Annotated in this window: 22 protein-coding genes and 1 tRNA gene; 13 read left to right on the top strand and 10 right to left on the bottom strand. The window is 63.5% G+C overall.

Annotation, left to right across the window (positions count from 1 at the left end):
- From DD559_RS07385 to DD559_RS07375, 3 genes are all read left to right on the top strand, one after another.
- Positions 1–354, top strand: coding sequence for a DUF952 domain-containing protein (locus tag DD559_RS07385; RefSeq protein ID WP_116468613.1), 354 nt, complete (start codon positions 1–3; stop codon positions 352–354).
- Between the two features lie 68 nt (positions 355–422).
- Positions 423–498, top strand: a tRNA-Glu gene (locus DD559_RS07380).
- A gap of 429 nt (positions 499–927) precedes the next feature.
- Positions 928–1,683: an HAD family hydrolase gene (locus DD559_RS07375; RefSeq protein WP_116468612.1), complete on the top strand. Its 756-nt coding sequence runs from the start codon at positions 928–930 to the stop codon at positions 1,681–1,683.
- Between the two features lie 157 nt (positions 1,684–1,840).
- On the opposite strand, the gene DD559_RS07370 is transcribed toward DD559_RS07375, so the two are convergent.
- A complete protein-coding gene (locus DD559_RS07370; protein WP_116468611.1) occupies positions 1,841–1,990 on the bottom strand; it encodes a helix-turn-helix transcriptional regulator in 150 nt (49 codons plus the stop codon).
- A gap of 47 nt (positions 1,991–2,037) precedes the next feature.
- Here DD559_RS07370 and DD559_RS07365 point away from each other — a divergent pair, with 47 nt between their 5' ends.
- The 3 genes from DD559_RS07365 to DD559_RS07355 all read left to right on the top strand — a co-directional run bounded on the left by DD559_RS07365 (position 2,038) and on the right by DD559_RS07355 (position 4,051).
- Positions 2,038–2,391: a hypothetical protein gene (locus DD559_RS07365; RefSeq protein WP_116468610.1), complete on the top strand. Its 354-nt coding sequence runs from the start codon at positions 2,038–2,040 to the stop codon at positions 2,389–2,391.
- Between the two features lie 50 nt (positions 2,392–2,441).
- Positions 2,442–3,134: a hypothetical protein gene (locus DD559_RS07360; RefSeq protein ID WP_133243793.1), complete on the top strand. Its 693-nt coding sequence runs from the start codon at positions 2,442–2,444 to the stop codon at positions 3,132–3,134.
- A gap of 410 nt (positions 3,135–3,544) precedes the next feature.
- Complete coding sequence (locus DD559_RS07355) at positions 3,545–4,051, top strand: hypothetical protein (RefSeq protein ID WP_116468608.1); 507 nt, start codon at positions 3,545–3,547, stop codon at positions 4,049–4,051.
- 430 nt (positions 4,052–4,481) lie between these two features.
- Here DD559_RS07355 and DD559_RS07350 read toward each other — a convergent pair whose 3' ends face one another.
- From DD559_RS07350 to DD559_RS07325, 6 genes are all read right to left on the bottom strand, one after another.
- Positions 4,482–5,051, bottom strand: coding sequence for a hypothetical protein (locus DD559_RS07350; RefSeq protein ID WP_240610158.1), 570 nt, complete (start codon positions 5,049–5,051; stop codon positions 4,482–4,484).
- Between the two features lie 151 nt (positions 5,052–5,202).
- On the bottom strand, positions 5,203–5,796 hold the full coding sequence (locus tag DD559_RS07345) for a hypothetical protein (RefSeq protein ID WP_165831040.1): 594 nt from the start codon (positions 5,794–5,796) through the stop codon (positions 5,203–5,205).
- 358 nt (positions 5,797–6,154) lie between these two features.
- Positions 6,155–7,342: a LytR/AlgR family response regulator transcription factor gene (locus tag DD559_RS07340; RefSeq protein WP_116468606.1), complete on the bottom strand. Its 1,188-nt coding sequence runs from the start codon at positions 7,340–7,342 to the stop codon at positions 6,155–6,157.
- Positions 7,339–8,394, bottom strand: coding sequence for a sensor histidine kinase (locus DD559_RS07335; protein WP_116470775.1), 1,056 nt, complete (start codon positions 8,392–8,394; stop codon positions 7,339–7,341). Before DD559_RS07335 ends, DD559_RS07340 begins: the two co-directional genes overlap by 4 nt.
- Before the next feature lie 50 nt (positions 8,395–8,444).
- Positions 8,445–8,870, bottom strand: a complete 426-nt coding sequence (locus DD559_RS07330; RefSeq protein ID WP_116468605.1) for an EF-hand domain-containing protein — start codon at positions 8,868–8,870, stop codon at positions 8,445–8,447.
- A 70-nt stretch (positions 8,871–8,940) separates the two neighbouring features.
- Positions 8,941–9,426 carry a hypothetical protein gene (locus tag DD559_RS07325; RefSeq protein ID WP_116468604.1) on the bottom strand — a complete coding sequence of 162 codons (486 nt, stop codon included), beginning with the start codon at positions 9,424–9,426 and terminating at the stop codon, positions 8,941–8,943.
- 159 nt (positions 9,427–9,585) lie between these two features.
- Between DD559_RS07325 and DD559_RS07320 the strand changes: the two genes are divergently transcribed.
- Positions 9,586–10,302 carry a response regulator gene (locus DD559_RS07320; protein ID WP_116468603.1) on the top strand — a complete coding sequence of 239 codons (717 nt, stop codon included), beginning with the start codon at positions 9,586–9,588 and terminating at the stop codon, positions 10,300–10,302.
- Complete coding sequence (locus tag DD559_RS07315) at positions 10,299–11,645, top strand: ATP-binding protein (protein WP_116468602.1); 1,347 nt, start codon at positions 10,299–10,301, stop codon at positions 11,643–11,645. The genes DD559_RS07320 and DD559_RS07315 overlap by 4 nt, the downstream gene beginning before the upstream one ends.
- Positions 11,646–11,653: 8 nt before the next feature.
- Here DD559_RS07315 and DD559_RS07310 read toward each other — a convergent pair whose 3' ends face one another.
- The gene (locus DD559_RS07310) at positions 11,654–12,100 is read right to left on the bottom strand and encodes an RcnB family protein (RefSeq protein ID WP_116468601.1); all 447 of its coding nucleotides are present in this window, start codon (positions 12,098–12,100) and stop codon (positions 11,654–11,656) included.
- A 681-nt stretch (positions 12,101–12,781) separates the two neighbouring features.
- Positions 12,782–14,080, bottom strand: coding sequence for an acetamidase/formamidase family protein (locus DD559_RS07305; protein WP_116468600.1), 1,299 nt, complete (start codon positions 14,078–14,080; stop codon positions 12,782–12,784).
- A gap of 92 nt (positions 14,081–14,172) precedes the next feature.
- On the opposite strand from DD559_RS07305, the gene DD559_RS07300 reads away from it, so the two are divergent.
- Positions 14,173–15,633 carry a LytR/AlgR family response regulator transcription factor gene (locus DD559_RS07300; protein WP_206364472.1) on the top strand — a complete coding sequence of 487 codons (1,461 nt, stop codon included), beginning with the start codon at positions 14,173–14,175 and terminating at the stop codon, positions 15,631–15,633.
- On the opposite strand, the gene DD559_RS07295 is transcribed toward DD559_RS07300, so the two are convergent.
- Positions 15,602–16,486 (bottom strand): amidohydrolase family protein, encoded by an 885-nt coding sequence (locus tag DD559_RS07295; RefSeq protein WP_116468599.1) that lies wholly within the window; start codon positions 16,484–16,486, stop codon positions 15,602–15,604. The genes DD559_RS07300 and DD559_RS07295 overlap by 32 nt on opposite strands.
- A gap of 309 nt (positions 16,487–16,795) precedes the next feature.
- Here DD559_RS07295 and DD559_RS07290 point away from each other — a divergent pair, with 309 nt between their 5' ends.
- The 4 genes from DD559_RS07290 (at position 16,796) to DD559_RS19780 (ending at position 19,927) form a co-directional block, all read left to right on the top strand.
- On the top strand, positions 16,796–17,404 hold the full coding sequence (locus tag DD559_RS07290) for an outer membrane protein (protein WP_116468598.1): 609 nt from the start codon (positions 16,796–16,798) through the stop codon (positions 17,402–17,404).
- A 75-nt stretch (positions 17,405–17,479) separates the two neighbouring features.
- Positions 17,480–18,145: a response regulator transcription factor gene (locus tag DD559_RS07285; protein WP_218018157.1), complete on the top strand. Its 666-nt coding sequence runs from the start codon at positions 17,480–17,482 to the stop codon at positions 18,143–18,145.
- The gene (locus DD559_RS07280) at positions 18,142–19,479 is read left to right on the top strand and encodes a sensor histidine kinase (RefSeq protein ID WP_206364471.1); all 1,338 of its coding nucleotides are present in this window, start codon (positions 18,142–18,144) and stop codon (positions 19,477–19,479) included. Before DD559_RS07285 ends, DD559_RS07280 begins: the two co-directional genes overlap by 4 nt.
- Before the next feature lie 49 nt (positions 19,480–19,528).
- Positions 19,529–19,927: a hypothetical protein gene (locus DD559_RS19780; protein WP_165831038.1), complete on the top strand. Its 399-nt coding sequence runs from the start codon at positions 19,529–19,531 to the stop codon at positions 19,925–19,927.
- Positions 19,928–19,939 lie beyond the last annotated feature (12 nt).

The raw sequence follows: 19,939 nt of genomic DNA, 5'->3' as shown, positions 1-19,939 counted from the left end.
ATGGCCGAGATGCCCCTCATCGCCTACAAGATCCTGACCCAGGACCAGATGGACACGCTCGAGCACGCGCGTGTCTTCCTGGGCGCGCCGATCGACCTGACCGACGGCTATATCCACCTCTCCACCGCCGAGCAGGCGCAGGAGACGCTGGAGAAGCATTTCGCCGGCCAGACGGGCCTGTGGCTCGCCGCGGTGGATCTCGCCGCTCTGGGCGACACGGTGCGCTGGGAACCCTCGCGCGGCGGCCAGCTCTTCCCGCACATCTACGGCCCGCTGCCGCTCGACGCGGTGACGGCGTACAGCGAGGTCGCCTACGAGCCGGACGGCAGCCTGCGCCTGCCGGTGGCGGGCTGAAACAAGTGTAAAAACATTGCTTGACGGCGCGGGCCCCGGAACGTAATTGGCCGCCTCCGCCAAGCAATGGCCCCTTCGTCTAGCGGTCTAGGACGTCGCCCTCTCACGGCGAAAACACGGGTTCGAGTCCCGTAGGGGTCACCATCGTCAAGCAGAAAAATGGCGAATTTCTGCCATTTCTGACGATACGGTAGGCGCGAATCCCACTTTCTGTCCCACACTTTTTCTTAGCTGTAGTGGCAACCGTTGGAATGCCCTCGGAGCTCTTTGCGATTTTCTCGCGGGAATGGGCCTCAGAATCGAAGGTTGTTTTCACCGCCTGCATAGGCCGCCTCGATCTAGGCCTGATGATCGCGCCAGCTACCTTTACGCACAATCGCGTCGAGTAGCTGCGGCTTTCCGAAGATCAAACGCCGGCGCGGAGCATCGCCGCTGGCGCCGCGTAACTATCCCACCTTGCTCTTAAAAAGAACATATACGAAACAAATCTGTTGGCGGCTCGGTGTGCGGGCGATAGATTTGCGGCGAACCGGGTCATCGAGGATGCGCGCATCGCCGTGGCGATTAAGGGGTATGATGGGGTTAGACGCGAAGCCGATACGCTCGGTTCTGATCACCGATGTCGACAATACCCTGTTCGACTGGGTCCATGTCTGGCACTCGGCCTTCTCAGCGATGCTCGCCGAGCTACTGCGGCTGAGCGCGCTCGACGAGGCGGTCCTGCTTGCGGAGATTCGAAAGGTCCATCAGCGGGCCGGCACGTCGGAATATTCGTTCCTGATCGGCGAGCTCGAGGTTCTGCGCGGCCCGGCTGGCGACACGCCCGTGCTCGACTTCTATGCGCCGGCGATAGACGCCTTCCGTGCCGCGCGCCAGCAGACGCTCGAATTCTATCCAGGTGTCCTGGCGACGCTCGAGGAACTTAGCCGGCGCGGCACCCTGCTCATCTGCTATACCGAGTCGCTCGCTTATTATTCGCAATACCGCTTCCGCAAGCTTGGGCTCGATCGGCTGGTCGACTATCTCTACTCGCCCCCCGACCATGATCTTCCCGATGGGCTGTCGCGCGAGAACATCCGCTTCCACGAGGCGGCGCATTATACACTGGCCCGGACTGACCACCGCTTCACCCCGCCTGGCGAGCTCAAGCCCAAGCCTCGCAATCTCAGGTCGATAGCAGAGGTGGTCGTCGTAAACCGCTATCATCAATGGTTCCGTTATCGAAGCAGCTTCTACATCACGCGTTTCCTCAAACAGTGGAAGCTAGACTATGTCCACGATGGCACATCAACGGTACCTTGGGTCGAGACCGTCTTGCCGAATTACTGAACGATCCCCAGCGCTTCGCCGGTGCGGCCAGTAGCAAGCTGACGGTCCATGATGCAAACCTGCGTCTACGGCGGCCTGATCGGGTCTCGTCTCCCCGCGCCTTCTGCCTTCCACAACCTCGTCGGCGTTGATGGTCGGCGTCAACGTACGGTCGGCATCAGCGAACATCGTCCACATGGTAGAAGATGGGATTGTGCATCCACTCGTTGACCGCGGACTCCCGCCAGCCGGCGCAGCGGGTCGCTATACGCACCTGCTTGGGGAAGGTCCCCTTCTGGATCTTCCGGTACAGCGTCGCGCGTGACAGGCTGGTGCGGCGGTTCGCAGACTGGCGACTGGCGAAGAGACCTGCTGATGCTGCTCAAGCAGGACGACTACCTTATGGATTTCTCGGAATGCCTCGCACGACATGAATCTATCCTGCGCGGGCTTCTCGAATACAAATCACGGCGCGACGTGGTGCTGACGCTGATGCCTCCCCCGCAAATGGTGAACGGCCAGATCGTCTCATTCTTGCCGACCCGACAGCAAATGCTCGAACTGCCCCCCCACCTCATCCCGCTTGGCACCATGGTCGTATCGTCTCGGCAACTGTCTTCGGCGAACGTCGAAATACTGACCCGGCTCTGCAAAGAGTTCAAACCGATGATGATCAAGCACTTCCCCGGCTTAAACATCCATTCGATCAGTATGGAGCCGACCGCGTGACAAGCCTTTGCAGCACATCAGCCCATGCTATCGCTTTCTGCGATGCCCCTGTGGACTGGACAGCCACCGGCACAATGCTGTCCGGCTACGGAACGCTGATCGGCGCTGTAGCGGTCGTCTACGGGGCAACGCAGGGGTTTAAGCAATGGCGTGAACAGAAGCTTGCCGAACGGCGGATGCAATTGGCCGAGCAGATTCTCGCGCTCGCATACAAAATGCGCGAGATCATGAAGTCGATCCGTTCGGGTGGTTCGTTCAGGAGCGAACACGACGCTGCAGAGAAAATCCTCCGCGATAGCGATACCGTCTATGACGGCATGGACGAGGGCGAGAAATCCCGGCTCATACAAGCGCAAGTCACCCTCACCCGTGTTCAGAATCAAGCCGAACGGTGGGATCAGCTGCTAGACATACTACCGGTGACCAAGGCCGTGTTTGATGACGAAATCGAGAAAGCCCTTAGCTGCTTCTGGCTGCAACGCGCCGCCGTCGTCGCTGCCGTACGATCCTACGGCGCGATCAAAGACACAGGTCCGGCACGGTCGGAGGAAGAAGCTAAGCGACGCGACGAGACGTTGAGAAACCTCGAGCGCACCTTTTGGGACTGCTCCGTTCCACCGGAGGTCGATGAGGTCGAAGAAGCTATCAACGCTGGAATTGCGACCTTGGACGAGGAACTCCTGCCGATCATTCGCAAAGGCCACGGTCGCTCACGGTCGCGCAAGAAGGAAGGCATCAAATGACAGGATTAGTTGATTTTTCTGTGGGGATTGGCTCTCTCCCAAACCAAATACAAGCGGGACATCCCTTTCTACGACAACATCCTCGTAATGCACTCGGATTCATTCATTAAATATTGATGTAACGGCCAATATAAAAATGGTAGGAATTATTAATTCGCTTACAAGATGGACGTCACCACGCCCCCCCCATGGTCACTATCTGGAAGTCAGCTTACTGGAGCTCCGGTGGATAGTGAGAGCATTTACGTCATAAAGAATGCGATTTATTAGCCAGAATGTGAAGTTTGGAGATCAAGCCGTGGTAAACTTGTCGCGCATGTATTCGGATCGAGTGAACCTGGTAAAAGCTGATGGTCGCGTCGTCCGCGAGGACCTGCTCGCTGTTGTGATGAAGGGGAAAATCCAACTGCATGATGGCACAAGTACCGATTGATGCCGGCGACCATCTGCTGCGCAAGCTTCCGAACAGTATGGTCGAAGATTATAGCGTGATGGAAGTCACTCCGCATTCGGGCCTTGGCATCACCTATTACGAGGTAGATGTTTGCAAAGGGGCGGCGGCTCAGCCGACGCAGACGGCGATCCAGCACATCACCAATATATTTCACGGGAGCAATTCTCGTGCAAACATCAATTCGACCGATAATTCTATTAATATTCAATCGGGCTTCAATTTGGAGCTGGTGCGGGATTTCGCCGCGCAGGTCCGGTCTGCGAAAGCCTCGCTTCCTGACGCTCAGCGTCAGAAAATCGCAGAGCCGCTGGCCATGCTTGAGGCGGCGATCCACAGTTCGAGCCCGGAACCGTCAAAGATCTTAGGCGCGTTGCGCTCGATTAAATCGGTCGCCGAAGGGGCCGCTGGCAATTTGGTCGCGAGCGGGATCGTAACGATGGCTGGTTCGATTTTGGGCGGGTAGGACCGCCAACACAAATGTTGAAGAATATTGATGGCGGCCTGCTGGATCTCCGATCGCGACGTTGAATGGTGATGGAAGCAAAGCCTCTCCGCGGTTGCGCGCTGGGAAAGTGGTAGGTTTGGGCAATTTCAGCCATTTGGGCCATTCCGCGGAACGACACATTGTGGCCGGCTGTCGCCGGAATCGAGTGCCGAGTCGTGGCACGAACCCGTCGTTCCGATGCCGCAGGTTGAGCGTCTGCTCTTATCAGCAGCCGACGTTCAGCACTCGTCAGCCCGGTGCGGCGTGACGACTGAAGCTGGGCCGTTTGCTGACTGGCGGATAACGGATGCTTGCCTGAGGAAGCAGCCAGTCAGCTCCCGACCCACTCGGTGTAAGCGGGCCGTTCTATTGATGTCGCGAATCTGCCGACTCTGCGCCCTAGGAACGATCAGGCTGGGAACTGCTCGAACACGTTCAGAATGAGCGTTTCGATATGGCTCGCCACCATATTGGGTTCGATCTTGAGGCTGTTGGGATGACCACACCCGTTCCGCAGCTTCAACGCCTTCGCCAGCTCCTCCTTCACGTTCTTACCGATGATGCCAATCGGCACGAGACGGTCGAGAAAATCGGCCTCCTGCATCTTCGCAAGGCCGTCCTCATTGACCGCCTCCTTCCATTTGGCGTTGGCCTTATGGGCCTCCGTATTGAACGCTGCGAGGTGATTGGCGACGACCTCACGATAGAGCACGTCCACCGCAGCTACCCACGACATGACGATGGCTGAACGGTACAGCTTCGCCTCGTGGCACTTGATGGCTTCCTCAACGAACGCGCGTGTGGTCACATTCTGCACGTTGTCGAGATGCTTGCGGAGGTCTGCCGCAACCTGCATCGCTGCTGGGCTAACTGACTCGACCCCCAGGTTACGGAGATGGTTCTTGCCTGTGTCGGTAAGCTCCCATCCTGACGGAACACGGATGCCCAATCCGCCGCTGCGACCCAGCACGTCGGACATGTTCCACTTCTTTGGAACTCTAAAGCCTGCCTCTTCGGCTCGGGTTCGCATGTCGGAAAGCTGTACTGGCTGATCAAACGTGGCCAAGATTAGCAGGAGCTTATCGCGAACCGGAAGATCGCGATGCAGCCAGTCCTTCAGCCCGGACGGTTCAAGCAAGCTGTGCTTCCAATGACTGATATGCATCCGCAGACAACGAATATACCCCGTCGCTAACCTGATTGAATTTCGAACCGACCAGCGTGATCAAAATCTTGCTCAGGTTCCCAGCCATACTATCTTTGTAATGCATGGTGGCCTTTTTCATCATCTCAAGCAATTCAGCGCGATTGAACGTCTGCTTCTGCTCGTAAATTTGAAGTGCAGCGGCAGCAGCTTCAGCCACCTCTGGGCCAGTCTTGGCTTTCAGCTTGGTTGCGATGCTATTAATGTGGAGCTTCTGGGGCGGCGCAGCACCAGCGGATAGATTCGACGCAGGCGGTGTCGCCGGAAAATGACTATCTGGAACCTCCGCAAGAACCGGTACCTTGAAGAGCGTTTCGATGTGCGTGAACAGGTCCTTGATGTCGGAAACACCAAGTTCGGTCTCGCCCTCGTACTCGAACTCGACCGGGCCAGCTTTAATACGAACCTTCGCTGTCATGATGCATCCCCTGTATGCCGCTGCCTCCAGCGGTCGGAGGAAGATGGGTTCGTAAGCTGCAAAGTCAAGAATGGAGCGTAAATCTTCGTTCTCCGCGTACATTGGGCGTATCGAGACAAGCGCAGCCAATCAATCCTGATTTTATAGGCACTTATCTAGGTCTTTGGTCAAGCTAACGGCTTGGCGTTCAGCCCTTGGACTTTGGCAAAAGCTGCGCTAGCTCCGTTCAATTTCACGAATATCATAGATGGTGGCCGCTTTCGGGACGGCTGGCGGGCAGTTTCACGACCGAGGTTAGGGCGCATCTCAGCTGCCTGATGCGTCAGTTGAATGGGCGCCAGGATACGGTGAGATATGGGCAGGAATCTCAATGCTATCTTCCATGACCGACCTACGAAATTGCAGCCAGGTGATCACATCCGAGGTTTGCGAGCTATAAGATTTCATATCAACGCGGCGATTAGCGGCCCAGCGACATCAGAAACTCGTCGACCTTCTCAAACATGAAGTTCTGGGGCGGATCGCCGGCGTCCGCGCCCTCGAGCATTCCGCAGAGATCGGTGAGGCTGAGGATCAGGACCAACGTTCCGCGGTCCCGCAGCGTCTGCTCCGCGGCGATGCGCGCACTGTCGGAGCTGCCGGCACGGGCAAACAGGATCGCGACCGTGCGGAGCCCCTTGGCGAACAGATATTTGGCGGTGAGCTCCACTTCGTTCTGGCCGACCGCCTCGGCCGAATTCTTCGCCTCGAACACGACATAGCGCGTCGAGAAATCGGACTCGATCATTGACCAGAAGGAGCTTGGCTCCGAGCGGATACGACAGATCAGGTCCTTGCGGTGATGCCCGTCTGCGCTACGTTTCTGCCGGGTGGGCTGGTGCAGCTCCTTACCGAAGAGAAACCGCACGGCATCAATACAGCCCGCCTCATAGGCCTGCCAGCCTGCGTGCCCAGGCGCGGTCCCGCGCAACCGGGCCGCGATCGCGGCTCCCGGCGGTAGTGGTGGTGCAATCGCTGCGGCGGTTACTGGCATTTGCTGCGGCACGCGGATGGGAGAAAACGAATCCTGACGCGGTGTTGGCTGTGGCTGGATTAACGGCGATACCGGGGACCATTCCATGGCGGTATCGAGGGCAAGCAGCTCCAGCCGCTCTGCGAGAATGGCATCGCCGCTGGTGAGTTCGTCAAGCCGCGCCAGCGACCAGATCTGGATCGTGCTCCCCGCCTCCGCCTGGAGTTCGTCCAGATCCTGCCGGTCGAGATCGAGGGACAGCAGGATGATGCCGCGCGCATAGCGCCCTTGCCGCAGGATCTCGCGCATACCAAAGCGAAGATCGTCGAAGGGCTTGAGAAGATAATCGAGCGCCTGCTCCTCGAAGGCGCGGAGGGCGTAGGCGTCGAACGCCGTCACGAACACGATCAGCGGCATCGCATCCACGCCGACGGCTTCGATCACGTCGAACCCGGTCATCTCGGGCATCTGCACGTCGAGAAAGACCAGGTCGGGGCGCAGCGCCTCGATCGCAGCGATCGCAGCGGCGCCATGCCCCGCCTCACCGATCACAGTGAAATCGGGTTGCGAGCCCAACGGCGCGCGAATGGCACGGCGCGCGAGCGGTTCGTCGTCGACGATGAGCGTCCGGATCATCGGGGTAGCATCAGCGTCACGCGGAAACCCTTTCCCGGTGCGCTATCTATCTCCAGCGACTGCCGATCGCCGTACAACTGGCGGAGGCGCCGACGCGCATTGCCCAGGCCGACCCGCTCAACCACCGCGCCCGCACCCGCGCCATCATCGGCCACCACGATCCGGACGGTGTCGCCCAGCAGCGCCGCATGGATGTCGATCGTGCCGCCCGCGACGATCGGCGCGATACCGTGGCGCACCGCATTCTCGACCAGCGGCTGGAGCAACAGTGCCGGCACGTCGGTCGCCAGCGCTTCGGGATCGACACGGCGTATCACGCGGAGCCGGTCGCCCAGCCGCGCTTCCTCCATGGCGAGATAGGCGTCTGCGAATTCGAGTTCGTCGGCGAGCGGGCATCGCTCGGCGCGTCGGTCCTCGATCGACAGCCGCAACAGGTCGCCGAGCCGCGCGATCAGCCGCTGCGCGGTCACCGGATCGTCAGGCACCAGCGCCGAGATGGCGTTGAGCGTGTTGAACAGGAAGTGCGGCTGCAGCTGCGCCCGCAGCGCCGCCGTCTCCACCTCGGCGAGCTGCGCCTGTAGGCGGGCCGCGGCGACTTCGCGGTCGCGCAGCGCCCGATAGGCACGGGCGCCGAGCACGATGCCGACGAGGATCGCATAGATCATCAGGTTCACATGAACAGCGCTCGTCAGCTTGCGCAGCAGCAGCTCCGTGCTCCAGGCGGCCCATGCCGTCCTGCCGTAGATCACCGCGTTCAACATTGTGTAGAGCGCTGTGTGCAGGATGGCGATGCAGATGCCTGCCGCCAGATGGACCGCCGCGAGCAGCGGCATGCGCCGCTCGCCGGCGAAGCGGCGCGCCACCGCCACCACCGCCGGCGTCAGTATCGCCCAGGGCGCATACCAAAGGACACCGTTGGCGAACGCCACATGCCAGGGCTGGGCCGCTCCGGCGGCAAGGCCGGCGACATAGGTCTGCGCCGAGGTGATCAGGGCCACCAGAAGCCACAAGACCCAGATCGCGGCGAGGCGGAGAAGACGGCGCTCGGGCATGACGATCGCGCGCAATCATGCCATCACGGCCAACGCTGCGGAAGGGACGATCAGCGCTGATCGCGCAGTGCGGCGACCCTGGCCTTGAACGCGGCGAGTTCGGCCTGGGTCACCCTGCCATCCTGATCGGCGTCGGCGCGATCGAACATCGGCATCGGCGCCCGCGCGAGTTCGTCTCGGGTCAGGCGGCCATCGTGATCGGCATCGGCCTCGGCAATCAGCGCGTCGAGCCGCTCGACGGCATCGGGCCGGAACCGCGCAAGACGCTTGAAATCGTCATGGCTCACCACACCGTCATGGTTGCGATCGGCCTTGTCGAACCGGGCCGCGCGCGACTGGCGGAACTCCTCGCGGGTGGTCACGCCGTCGCCGTCGGCATCGGCATTGGCCAGCGCGGCAGCGGGATCGCGCTGCATCTGCGCCAGTGCGGGGCTCGCCATCAGCAGGGCGATCGGAAGGAACAGATATGTCTTCATGCAATGAGAGCCTCGAAGCGTGGGTGCAGCCGCGCCCAGGGGGCTGAAGACGCGGCCGCGGGGGAAAGAGTCAGCGCCGGGTGGGCACGGTGCCGCTAACCGTCCGGGTCGCGCCCTGCGGGCCGGTGAAGCTGCTGGAATAGTTCGCGGTGCCGTCGCCATTGGCGGTGGCGGTGGTCGTGCGGCGATAGCTGTCGCCGTTGTTCAGCGTGGTCGTGCGGCTGCCGCTGAAGCTGCCGTCGCCCCAGCTCGCGTCGCGTGCGATGGTGGCGCCGCGCCCATTGTTGAACTGGGTGCTGCGATCGACCGAAGCGTGGCCCGGACCATAGTCGCGGCTCCGCTCGTGCCGATAGCCGCGTCCGTCGGACAGCTGCAGGCCACGCCGGACCGTCGCCGCGCCTGGCTCCCGCGTGGCCGATCGCCACCGGGCAATGCCCTGCCCCGAAGCAGTCCGCCCCACGACGGCATGGCCGCGACGCACCTGCGCCTCGGCTGGTATGGCCAGGGCCGTCAGCCCCGCGGCGAGTGCGGCGAAGCCCAGAACATGCTTGTACATCGTGTCACTCCTTGCACAGGCGACGGAAGCCGCCGCTGGCGTTGGATCTAGCGGGTGGCTGTAATCCCGCTGCGACCTCTGGGTGACGAAGGGTAACAGAGTGTAACGGCGCGGCCTCGCCGCGTTCACCTGCGGCGCTGGCAGCGCTATTGATAGGCCATGGAAACCAGCTGCATCGCCGTCGTCGAGGACGACCGGGAAATCCGCGCGCTCGTGGTGGACCTGCTCCACCGCGAGGGCTTCGAAGCGGTGGGATGCCGGACCGCAGCCGAGTTCGATCAGCTCAACGAGCGTCGCCGCGTCGATCTGGCGGTGCTCGACGTGATGCTGCCCGGCGAGGACGGGTTCTCGCTCTGCCGCCGCCTGCATGCGGCCGGCGACCTCCCCGTTCTGATGGTCACCGCGAAAAGCGATGATGTCGACCGGATCGTCGGCCTGGAGCTCGGCGCAGACGATTATCTCGCCAAGCCATTCAACCCGCGCGAGCTGGTCGCCCGCGTGCGCGCGATCCTGCGCCGGACCCGCCCGCGCCACCGGGTGCACGCCCCGATCCCCACCGAACGCTATCGCTTCGGGGGATGGACGCTCGACGTCGGCGCACGGGCCGTGTCCGCGCCGGACGGCCGCGAGATCGAACTGACCGCCGGCGAGTTCGACCTGCTGCATTGTTTCGCCACCCATCCGCAGCGGGTGCTGAACCGCGACCAGCTGCTCGACTGGACGCGCGGCCGCAGCGCGGGACCGTTCGACCGGGCCATCGACGTCCAGCTCAGCCGGTTGCGCCGCAAGCTCGCCTGCGCGCCGGGCGGCGACACGATTATCAAGACGGTGCGCGGCGGCGGCTATCAGTTCACCCTCGCGGTGGAACGGCTGTGAGCATCGGTTCGAACCTTTCGCTGCGGCTGGCGGCGATCCTGCTGATCGGCTTCCTGCTGGTCCAGCTGGTGATCGCGGTGGTGGTGCTGCCCGGATCACCCGACTCGGGTCGCTCCTATGGCCTGCCGAAGCCGGCGGAAGCAGCAGCGATCGCGGACGCGCTCGATCGCGCGCCGGCAGCGCAACGGAGCGCGCTGGTCTGCGCGTTCGATGGCGGCCTCTATTCGCTGTCGCTAGCGTCCGCGCTTCCGCCACGCTGGCGGTCTTCGGACGAGTTGGAGGGCCTCGCCACACGCTATCGCGCTGCCGCGAACGGGCGCGCCGTCAGTGTCGATGGGCGTAGACCGCGGATCGGCCGATGGATCGGCGATGCGGCGCGGCCGGCGCGCTTTCTGGCGCCGATCCGCGTGGCGATCGGGTTGCGCGACGGCGAGATCCTGCTGCTCACCAGCCAACCCTCCGACGATCTGCGCGCCTATATCCAGGGCCGGGCGATGGTAGGTGCAGCCGGGGCGCTGGTGCTGCTCGGCGCGCTGATGCTGGCGGTACGGCAGACGACGCGGCCGCTCGGGCGGTTGTCGCGGGGCGTCCGCCGGTTCGCGGACGATCTCGATGCGCCGGACCTGCCGGTGCGGGGGCCGCGGGAGATCCGCGCGCTCGCCGCCGCGTTCAACGAGATGAAGGCACAGATCCGCGCGCTGGTTGGCGAGCGCACCCGGGTGCTCGGCGCGATCGCGCATGACCTGCGCACCTATCTCACGCGGCTGCGGCTGCGCGCCGAGTTCATCGACGATGGCGAGCAGCGGAATCGGACCGTGCGCGACCTCGACGAGATGGCCGCATTGATCGACGACACGCTGTTCCTCGCCGATCGCGACAGCGCACCACCGGCGCGGCCCGAGCCCGTGCCACTGGCGACCGCGCTCGGCGAAATCGTCGCCGCGCATGCCGAGCTCGGCGATGCCGTGACTCTGGCACCGGTGCCCGCCGACCTGGCCATCGCCGCGACCCCCCTGGCGCTGCGACGGGTGCTCGACAATCTGATCGTCAACGGGCTGCGCCACGGCACCCGCGTGGTCGTGACGGCAGCGGCGGCGGGAGATGCTTCGGTCGCGATCACCGTCGAGGACGACGGCCCCGGCGTGCCGGCAGCGGCGCTGTCGCGGCTGGGCCTGCCGTTCCAGCGATTCGACCCTTCGCGCAGCCGCGAGACGGGCGGCGCCGGGCTGGGGCTCGCGATCGTGCGCGCGCTTGCCGGCCGCGACCGGGCATCGGTTCGGTTCGAGCAGGCGACGCCGCACGGGCTCCGCGTCGTGCTGCACTATCCTCGGGCGGCATGCTGAACGCGCCGCTACCAGCCGCCGGGCACTGACTCCAGGATGATGCCCGTGGCCATCGCGGCCAGCACGATGCGATCGCCCGCATAATACCAGCGATAGCCGGCCGGCGGTCTGCGCAGCCCATAGACGCGCGGCTCGACGACGACATAGCGTCGCATCGGCGGCGGCAAGGTCACTCCAACCACCCACACGCGTCCATGGACCCCGCGCGGCGGCAGATAATAGCCATAGCCGGGTGCGAAGTAATAGCCTCGCCGTGGGCCGGCATAGACGGTGAATTCCGGCCGACCACGCCACCAGCCGGGACGGGTCCGATCGACGACCACCACGCGCGGTCCGGGCCGAGAGACCTGCACCGGCGCAACCGACACCGGCTGCGAACTGGCAACGGACGACGCTAGCAGCACCGCTGCCATGCCCGCCTGGCGCGCGCAGGCGATGACGATTTCGAGGATCATGTGCTCTGACTCCGCAAGAAGAACGCGCTTCTTCTTGCCCCCGAATGCAACGCAGGAATGTGCCTCTGTAAGCTTTTGTAAGCGCCGAGCCGGCTGGTACACTCCGTTACGGCGAAGCAATGTTGTACTTACTGCCAGATCTTAGAGCGGCGCGCCGCTTTTGTGAATCGAAGGATTCCCGAGCGATGCTGATTGTGATTCAACCTCTTTTGGAGGTGGATCATGGGCGAATGTCGGTCGGATGATTTGCGTGCTCGTGTGGTCGAGGCGGTGGCGGCTGGGAGTTCGCGCCGAGCTGCGGCGGAACGGTAGGCACCTGTCCAAGTGGCCGCGTAGCTGCTCGACAGCGCCGAAATAGGCCTGCCCTCCTTGGCCATCGCGATAGAGTTCGTCGTGCAAGTGCCTGGCGGCTCCGCTTCGAGGACGCTGCTGCTCGAAGATCACAAAATGCCGGATGGCAGTCAGCATGAATGCGACAAGGTGGCCGTACATCCCGCCTGCCGAGGCCGAGGTCGCGGCACTGGTGTGTCTGTGCGACGATGGCGATCCTGTAGCAAAGGCCGGTGCGCGGCCCCATGCCCCCACCAAAGCATTGATAGTCAAGCGTTGCTCTCGCGATCGGCCGATCGACCGATCGGCTATTTTTGGGACCCACCCGACCGAAGCGCTGCACGATGCAAATTATTCTCTCGCCGGCAACAGCGCCTTGTCGATCCGAGCCGCGACGCCGACGTTGCGCCCAGCAAGATTGGGGACGCTGTAGTGCATCGCCGTACCCAGCACCTGCGCGACCTGCGGCAGCGTCATGCCATAGTCCTGCCGCAGCCACTGAATCATGCCGGTGCTGGCGAACTTCAGCGCCTCGTCGAGCGAGCCGGCCTGGCCCAGTACCATGATCTGCGTGGGCGATTCGACGCGCGGCATCGATACGCTGCGGCCCTTAATGAGCTGGACGGTGACGGTCACGTCCATCGAAGTTTCGAGGGCATATTGCGTCGTCTCGCCATCGCCTTGCAGAGCGTGGGCGTCGCCGAAGTAGAGCAGCGCTCCTGGCTGTTGGACGGGAAGGTACACGGTGTTGCCTTCGGCTACCTCGGGGAAATCCATGTTGCCGCCGAAGCGGCCGGTGTCGCCGGTTGAGATCGCCGGCATCCCGAACCCGGGCGCGACTGCAAGTCCGCCCAGCATCGGCTTCACCGGCACTGAATAACCTGCAAGCGCGCCCTCGGCCTTCTCGGGACGGGCACGACCGGCCTCACGATCGAGCAGCCACTTGACGGGTTTGTTGAGCTGGCCCGCCTCCGGCACCAGCGACGTGCCGAGCGCACGCCCGACGATGGCATCGAGGCTGTCGGCCCAGTCGCGGTTGAGCTTGAGACGGCGGATATGGACCGCCAGCGTATCGCCGGGCTGTGCGCCGGCGATGAAGAACGGACCAGTCTGCGGATTGCCGTACAGGGCGCGGGTCTTGCCGTCCTTGTCCACCCCGCCGGAATCGATCGTGGTGGTATGGATCGTGTCGCCCGGCCAGACGACCAGCACCGGACGGCGATCGGCGTTCCAGCTATTGGAATAGTCAGTCGGCGTGTACTCGACAGTGCGGGGACCTCCGCCCTGGCGTTCGGGGACACGCCATCCCGTCACCGCATGCGTGACGCGAGCGGCAGGATCGTTGGTGTCAGGCATATCGGCGGTGCCGGCCAGTTCGGTCCCGCGTACCCTCACCGTGTAGGTCGATGTGCGGCCCTTGCCGTCGGTTGCGGTCAGGGTGAGCCGGTCGCCCGTCACGCGCCCCTCGATGCGGTCGCCGTCCAGATCGCCGGTCACGTCCTTGCCGCGACGCTCGACAGTGAGCGTCGAGAAGGCAGGATTACCCCAGAGATCGGTGCGCACGATCCAGCTCTCCGCTGCTGCTGCGGAGGTGGCGACGATCGAAGTGGTGACGCATAGAAGCAGGGTGGCGAAGCGAATCGGGGACATGCGGGCTACTCGTGCGCAGGAATGATTGGGCGACCGTGCCGGTGTTCGCCTGTGGATGGACATCACCGATCGGTAGACGACCGTCCGGATCGGTGAACGACCGCCAGTGCCATGCTACCATCAGCAGAATGATGGCGTACCGTGTCTTTGCCGTAATACTGGCCCTGTGCTTCGGGTCTCCTGCCTGGGCCATCGCGCCGGCTCGCTGGCAGGCGTGCGATGATGCACAAACGGTCCATTGCCGTATCGTCACGCCGGAATATGAAAGACTGACAGCACCCCTCACGACACTCTCCACGACCGTTCGCGTGCCACCCGGTGCCATCGGCGACCCGATCGCGGTGGAGATCGATGCGATGGCAAGCGCGCTCGTCCGCTGGAACGGCGTCGTTATCGGCGCGAACGGTTTCCCTGGCGCGGACAGGGCAAGCGAAACGCCGGGTCGTTATAGCGCCAGACTGGTCGTGCCCCGCGCCTTGGTCCGTGACGGGGACAACAGGGTGACAATCGTCCTGTCCGCGCATCATCTGTGGCTGCCAATCGGGCAGCCGATCCACCGCATCGCGACCGGACCGCCACGCGACGCGCAAGGCTATACGCTGCGCCACTATCTGCCGACGCTGGCGACGCTGGCGCTTCCGGCCGTCGCGCTGCTGGTGCTCGGCGCACTATTGCTCGCGGGCCGGATCGGGCGACAGGCGGCCCCGGCGATGGCCGTGCTGGCTGCGATCGTCGCGCAGGGTTTTGTCGAGATCAGCAAGATCGCGATATCCTACACCTATCCGTGGCACCTCGCCCGCATGGAGGTGCTGACCGGACTGACAGTGATCGTCGGTCTGCTGCTGGTTGGCATGACGAGCCGCCTGTTGGTGCCGCTCAAGCCCCGTATCGTCGTCGGTATCACCGGCATGGCGATGGGGGTGGCGTGCCTGATCATCGGCGGGCCCGACCGCCAGTCGCTGGCCGTCTTCGAGATCGCAATGCTGGCGATCGCCGCGCTTACGATGCAGGCAGCCCTCCGCCATGATCGACGTGCGATCGCTCTTGCGCTGATAGCGGCGGCGCTGGCGGTCTGGGCGTACGTCGCCGGCCCCGATTTCCTCGATACCGGCTATTACGTTTCTGCCGCCATCGCCGCGATCGTGCTAGTGATTGGGGCCATATTGCGACCGGCAACTGTCGCGGAAGTGCCGGTCGCGATTCCTGCCGTCGAACCGGTCGTGACATTGCGGGACGGCGCCCGCCACCATCTGGTAGCCCCTTCCCAGATCGTGTTCCTAAAGGCTGACGATGATTATTGTAGCCTCCACATGCGTGATGGTCGTGAAATCGTGGTCACGATGACGCTGAAAGCCGTCCTCGCGCTTCTGCCATCCGATTTCGTCCGCATCCATCGCAGTCATGCCATCAATGTCCGGCACCTTCACGGCACGAAAGCCGGGCCTAACGGTCGCGTGGCCGAGCTGTCGGGTGCGATCGTCCTGCCGATTGGCCGGGCCTATGCTTCCGCGCTGCGCGCGTTCACGAGCCTTGGTCCAGCTTCAGCAGCTTGACGGCGTTGTCGTGCAGCACCAGCTTCTCCTCAGCGGCCGTCAGGCCCAGGGCGCGGACCGCCTTCAACGCTTCGGCGGGGGTGTCCACGGGCCAGTCCGAACCGAACAACACATGGTCCATGCCATGCCGGCGCAATGTCCAGACCAGTTCCGGCGCCACCGGTGATCCCGCATAAGCCGAGGCGATGGCCGAGACGTCCAGCCAGACGTTGCCGCCGCGGCCCAGCTTGCGCAGCGTTGCCAGGCTCTGGAACTCGCGAAATTCCGTGAAGCCCATATGGGCGAAGATGAAATTCGTGCCCGGTTGCCGGAACGACAGCATCATCAGCTTGCCCGGCTGGTTGGTATCCATCGGGTTGTAGCTGTCGAACAGCACGGCCATGCCCAGCTCGCCTGCCTTCTCGGTCACGCGGGCCACTGCCGGGTCGGCGACATCCAGCTGCTGGCTGTTCGGATGCAGCTTGATCTCCCGAACGCCCAGCCGCGCCAAGCGCTCCAGCTCCGCCAGCGCCGCGTCGCCGTCCGCCGGATGGACCGAGGCGATGGGATAGAAATGGTCAGGATCGGCCGCCACCGCCGCGAGCAGGGCGTCGTTGAGGGCGCGTGTGGCTGGCATGTCGCCCTTGTCGGCCATGTCGATCAGGGCGCTGCGCTGGACGCCGGCGGCAGCGTCCAGGGCGCGGAGAGCCGCCGTGCCCATAGGATGGGTGTCGGTCAAACCGTTGGTCTGGCTGGTCCGCACATGGGCATGGGTGTCGATCACCGGCCCCGTGTAGCCGTCCGTCGCCAGGGTGGCCCCGCCTGAAAGGACCGCCGCAATGGCCACCGCAGCCAGGCCAAGAGCTTTGCGCATGCTTCCCCCCAATGGTGGGGAGTTGGATCATGCCAAACGCACTGTCAAGGCAAGTCAAAAACGCGGCAGCCGTGTCGGCGCAATGTAGTTCAGCGGGACAGCGCGCATGGATCGCCTGGAGGGCATAGCTGAAAGGCGATCCCATGCGCGCGCGTTCTGATCTTGAGAGAATCAGGCAGCAGGCGCGGGCGGCCGGGCGCGGTTTTGATCGCCGGATCCGGCGTCCGCAATGCTGACACAAGGTTCCGTGTCCATCCGGGCGTTCGGCTGCATTTGGGGCAGCCGGTAGAAGGATCGAAGGGATCTGTGATGAAGCGTATCTGTTTGCTGCTCTGCGCCCTGGCGCTGGCACCCACTGTTGCCCGCGCGCAATCGTACGATGACGTGACCTTTACGGGGGTCAAGATCGGCGCATCGGTCGACTATCGCTGGCAGGAAGGCGACTATGCGTTGCCCCGCATCGCCTCGATGCTCGACGAGAAGAAGGGCGGGATCGGCTATCGCGGTCATATCGGCTACGATGTCCAGCTCGGCAACGTTCTGGTGATCGGCGGCGAAGGCGGGATCGGCCGCGGCGGCGGCACGCTCAAGGCCGCGAGCACCATCGGCGATTATGCGCTGAAGCCAAGATGGGCTTGGGACGTCTCTGGTCGTGTCGGTGTGCTGCCAGCGCCGCGCGTGCTGCTATATGGTCGGACGGGGTATAGCTGGCTGCGGACCCGCGAAACCACGGATTTCCGGGCAACGAACCTTGCCGATGTCCATGCAAGCAGCACCAAGAGCGGCTTCCTGTGGGGCGGCGGTGCCGAGGTCGCGCTCATACCGGGGGTCTTCACGCGCGCGGAATATAATCGCGTCAACTATGGTGGCGGATTGACTTCGTCGAAGGTCCAGATCGGAATGTCGATCGGCTTTTGAGCCGTGAACGGTTGGGCAGGCGATTGGTCGGACCGACCGTCTGCCCGGCCCTGGGAGGGCGCGAGGTTGAGAATATTGCTGGTCGAGGACGAGGCGGAGATGGCGATCGCGGTCCGTGCGGTGCTGGAGCGCGAGGGCTATGTCGTCGACCATGTCGCCTCGCTCGCCGAACTGCATGAAGCGACAACGATTGCCATCAGTGATTTGGTGCTGCTCGACCGCACGCTCTCTGACGGTGACGGACTCAACGCGATCGCCGAGCTGCGGCGCACAAATCCGGGCGTGCCGGTGATCGTCCTCACCGCGCGTGGCGACGTTCCCGATCGCGTTGCCGGGCTCGACGCCGGTGCCGACGACTATCTCGCAAAGCCCTTCGCGATGGAGGAGATGCTGGCGCGCATGCGTGCGGTCCGCCGACGCCCGACTGCACTGCCGCTCCAGCAGGTGCAATTGGGTGAACTGGTCTACGACATGGCAAACGACGAGGCGCTTGTCGGTGGCGTAAGGCTCGACCTGCCGCGCCGCGAATTGCGCGTGCTCGCGGCGTTGATGCGGCGGCGCGGACGGACAGTGCAGCGTGGCGCGCTGGAGGACGCGGTCTATGGCTTCGACGATGCGATCCAGTCGAATACGCTGGATTCGCATGTTTCCCGGCTGCGGAAGCGGCTCGCGGAAGCAGGCGCTGAAGTAGAGATCCACGCCATTCGTGGCGTAGGCTACCTGCTGCGACGGCAAGATTGACCAAGAAACGGCCCGGCTCGCTCAAGCGCCGCCTGATCGGGCGGCTGCTGGGATTCCAGATGAGCATCCTGCTTCTGTTCGGCTTTGCCTTCGTCGGCTATCTGGTCCTCACCGACGAGGGGGGCGTGCTGGTCAGCCCCAAGTTCGCCGAAGTAGCGGCACGTTCCGTGACACGTGGCGTGGATGGCAGGCTCCATATCGTGGAGACGAGGGAGTTCGCGGCGTTGCGTGCCGCCAACGCCGACCTCTGGTTCGTCGCGCGAAGCGATCGCGGTGACACGATCACCTTCGGCGAGATACCGGCGCTATATCGTCCGCTGGCTCATCATCTCGGCTCCATCACCTTCGCGGATATCCGCGATACGAAGCCGCCGTTTCAGTATCTGGCCATCGTACGCCGCGCCTCTGGACCTGCCGGAGAACTGACCGTGCTCGGCAAAGGCAGCCTGTTCAGTGCGACCTTCGTCGTGCTGTTCCTTTCAAACCTGATGATGATCCCGGTGCTCGGTCTATTGGCATTGATCACTATCGTTGCAACGCCAGTGATTGTGCGGCGCGCGCTCCATGGCTTGGCGATGATCGCGGAGAAGGCGGGCGCAATCGACATCGATCGCCGCGGCGCTCGACTGCCGACAGACCACCTCCCGGTAGAACTTGTGCCGCTGGTCGAGGCGATGAACGGCGCCCTCCGGCGCCTCGACGACGGCTATGACAGACACCAGCGCTTTCTCGTCGATGCCGCGCACGAGCTTCGCACGCCGATCGCCATTCTCCAGGCAAAGATCGATGCAGCGCCCGACACGGAGTTGGGACGACGGCTACAGCGTGACGTTGCGCGTCTCGCCACCCTCGCCGAGCAGATGCTCGATCTTCAACGCATCGACCGCCATGCGCCGTTGCGCCAGACGGTCGATCTCGCCGCGATCGCGCGGGAGGTTGCGGCGGATCTGGCGCCGCTGGTGCTCGTGGCCGGCGTCGAGATCGAGGTCGATGATCTCGGCGGGGAGACAGTCTGCGGCGACACCGCAGCGATTGCGCGTGTGCTCGCGAACCTGATCCAAAATGCGATGGAGCATGGCGGGCACCGCATCATCGTGCGGATCACGGGAAGAATGATCGAGGTGGAGGATGACGGTCCAGGCATTCCGGCCGACGAACGCGACCGGATATTCGAGCCCTTCCATCGTTTGCGTCCACGGGCAACGGGGGCTGGTCTCGGTCTCCATCTCGTTCGCCAGGTCATGACACGGCACTGCGGATCGGTAGCTGCGATCGAGGCACCTTCGGGCGGCACGATTATCCGGCTGGAGTTCGCCGTGTGGACGCAAGGCTGACGCAATCTTCGCAGCGCAAACAAGTGCGGCTATCCACTGGAGTTTGCGTATGAAGCGCTATTCGTTTCTTCCGGTCCTGCGTTGCCGCAGCCCCCTGCCCGGTTGTTTCGTCCTCGCCTTGGCCCTCTCCGGCTGCGCCGCTGATATCATGCGTGGCTATGTTGGCCGGCCTCCCGAGGCCGTGATGGCACGCTACGGCCCGCCGGTCGATGTCCGCGACCTGCCGGACGGCCGCCGTGCCTATCAGTGGATGCAGAGCGAATTTGAGACGAGCGGGGGCGATGCCACCACAAGAGTCGAGCGCGGGGGCAATGGTCACCCGCGGAGTCGCACCGAATACGCGCCGACGACAACCAGGGAACGCAAGTGCTTCTATACCTTCTACGCACGTCGCGCGGCATATGGCTGGCAGATCGAGGATTTCGAGCGTCCCGAATTCGGCTGTTGAGCTGCGTTTCCT

The organism is Sphingomonas pokkalii (assembly GCF_003096275.1).
GTDB lineage: Bacteria > Pseudomonadota > Alphaproteobacteria > Sphingomonadales > Sphingomonadaceae > Sphingomonas > Sphingomonas pokkalii.
This window is presented reverse-complemented; position numbering and strand designations above follow the sequence as displayed.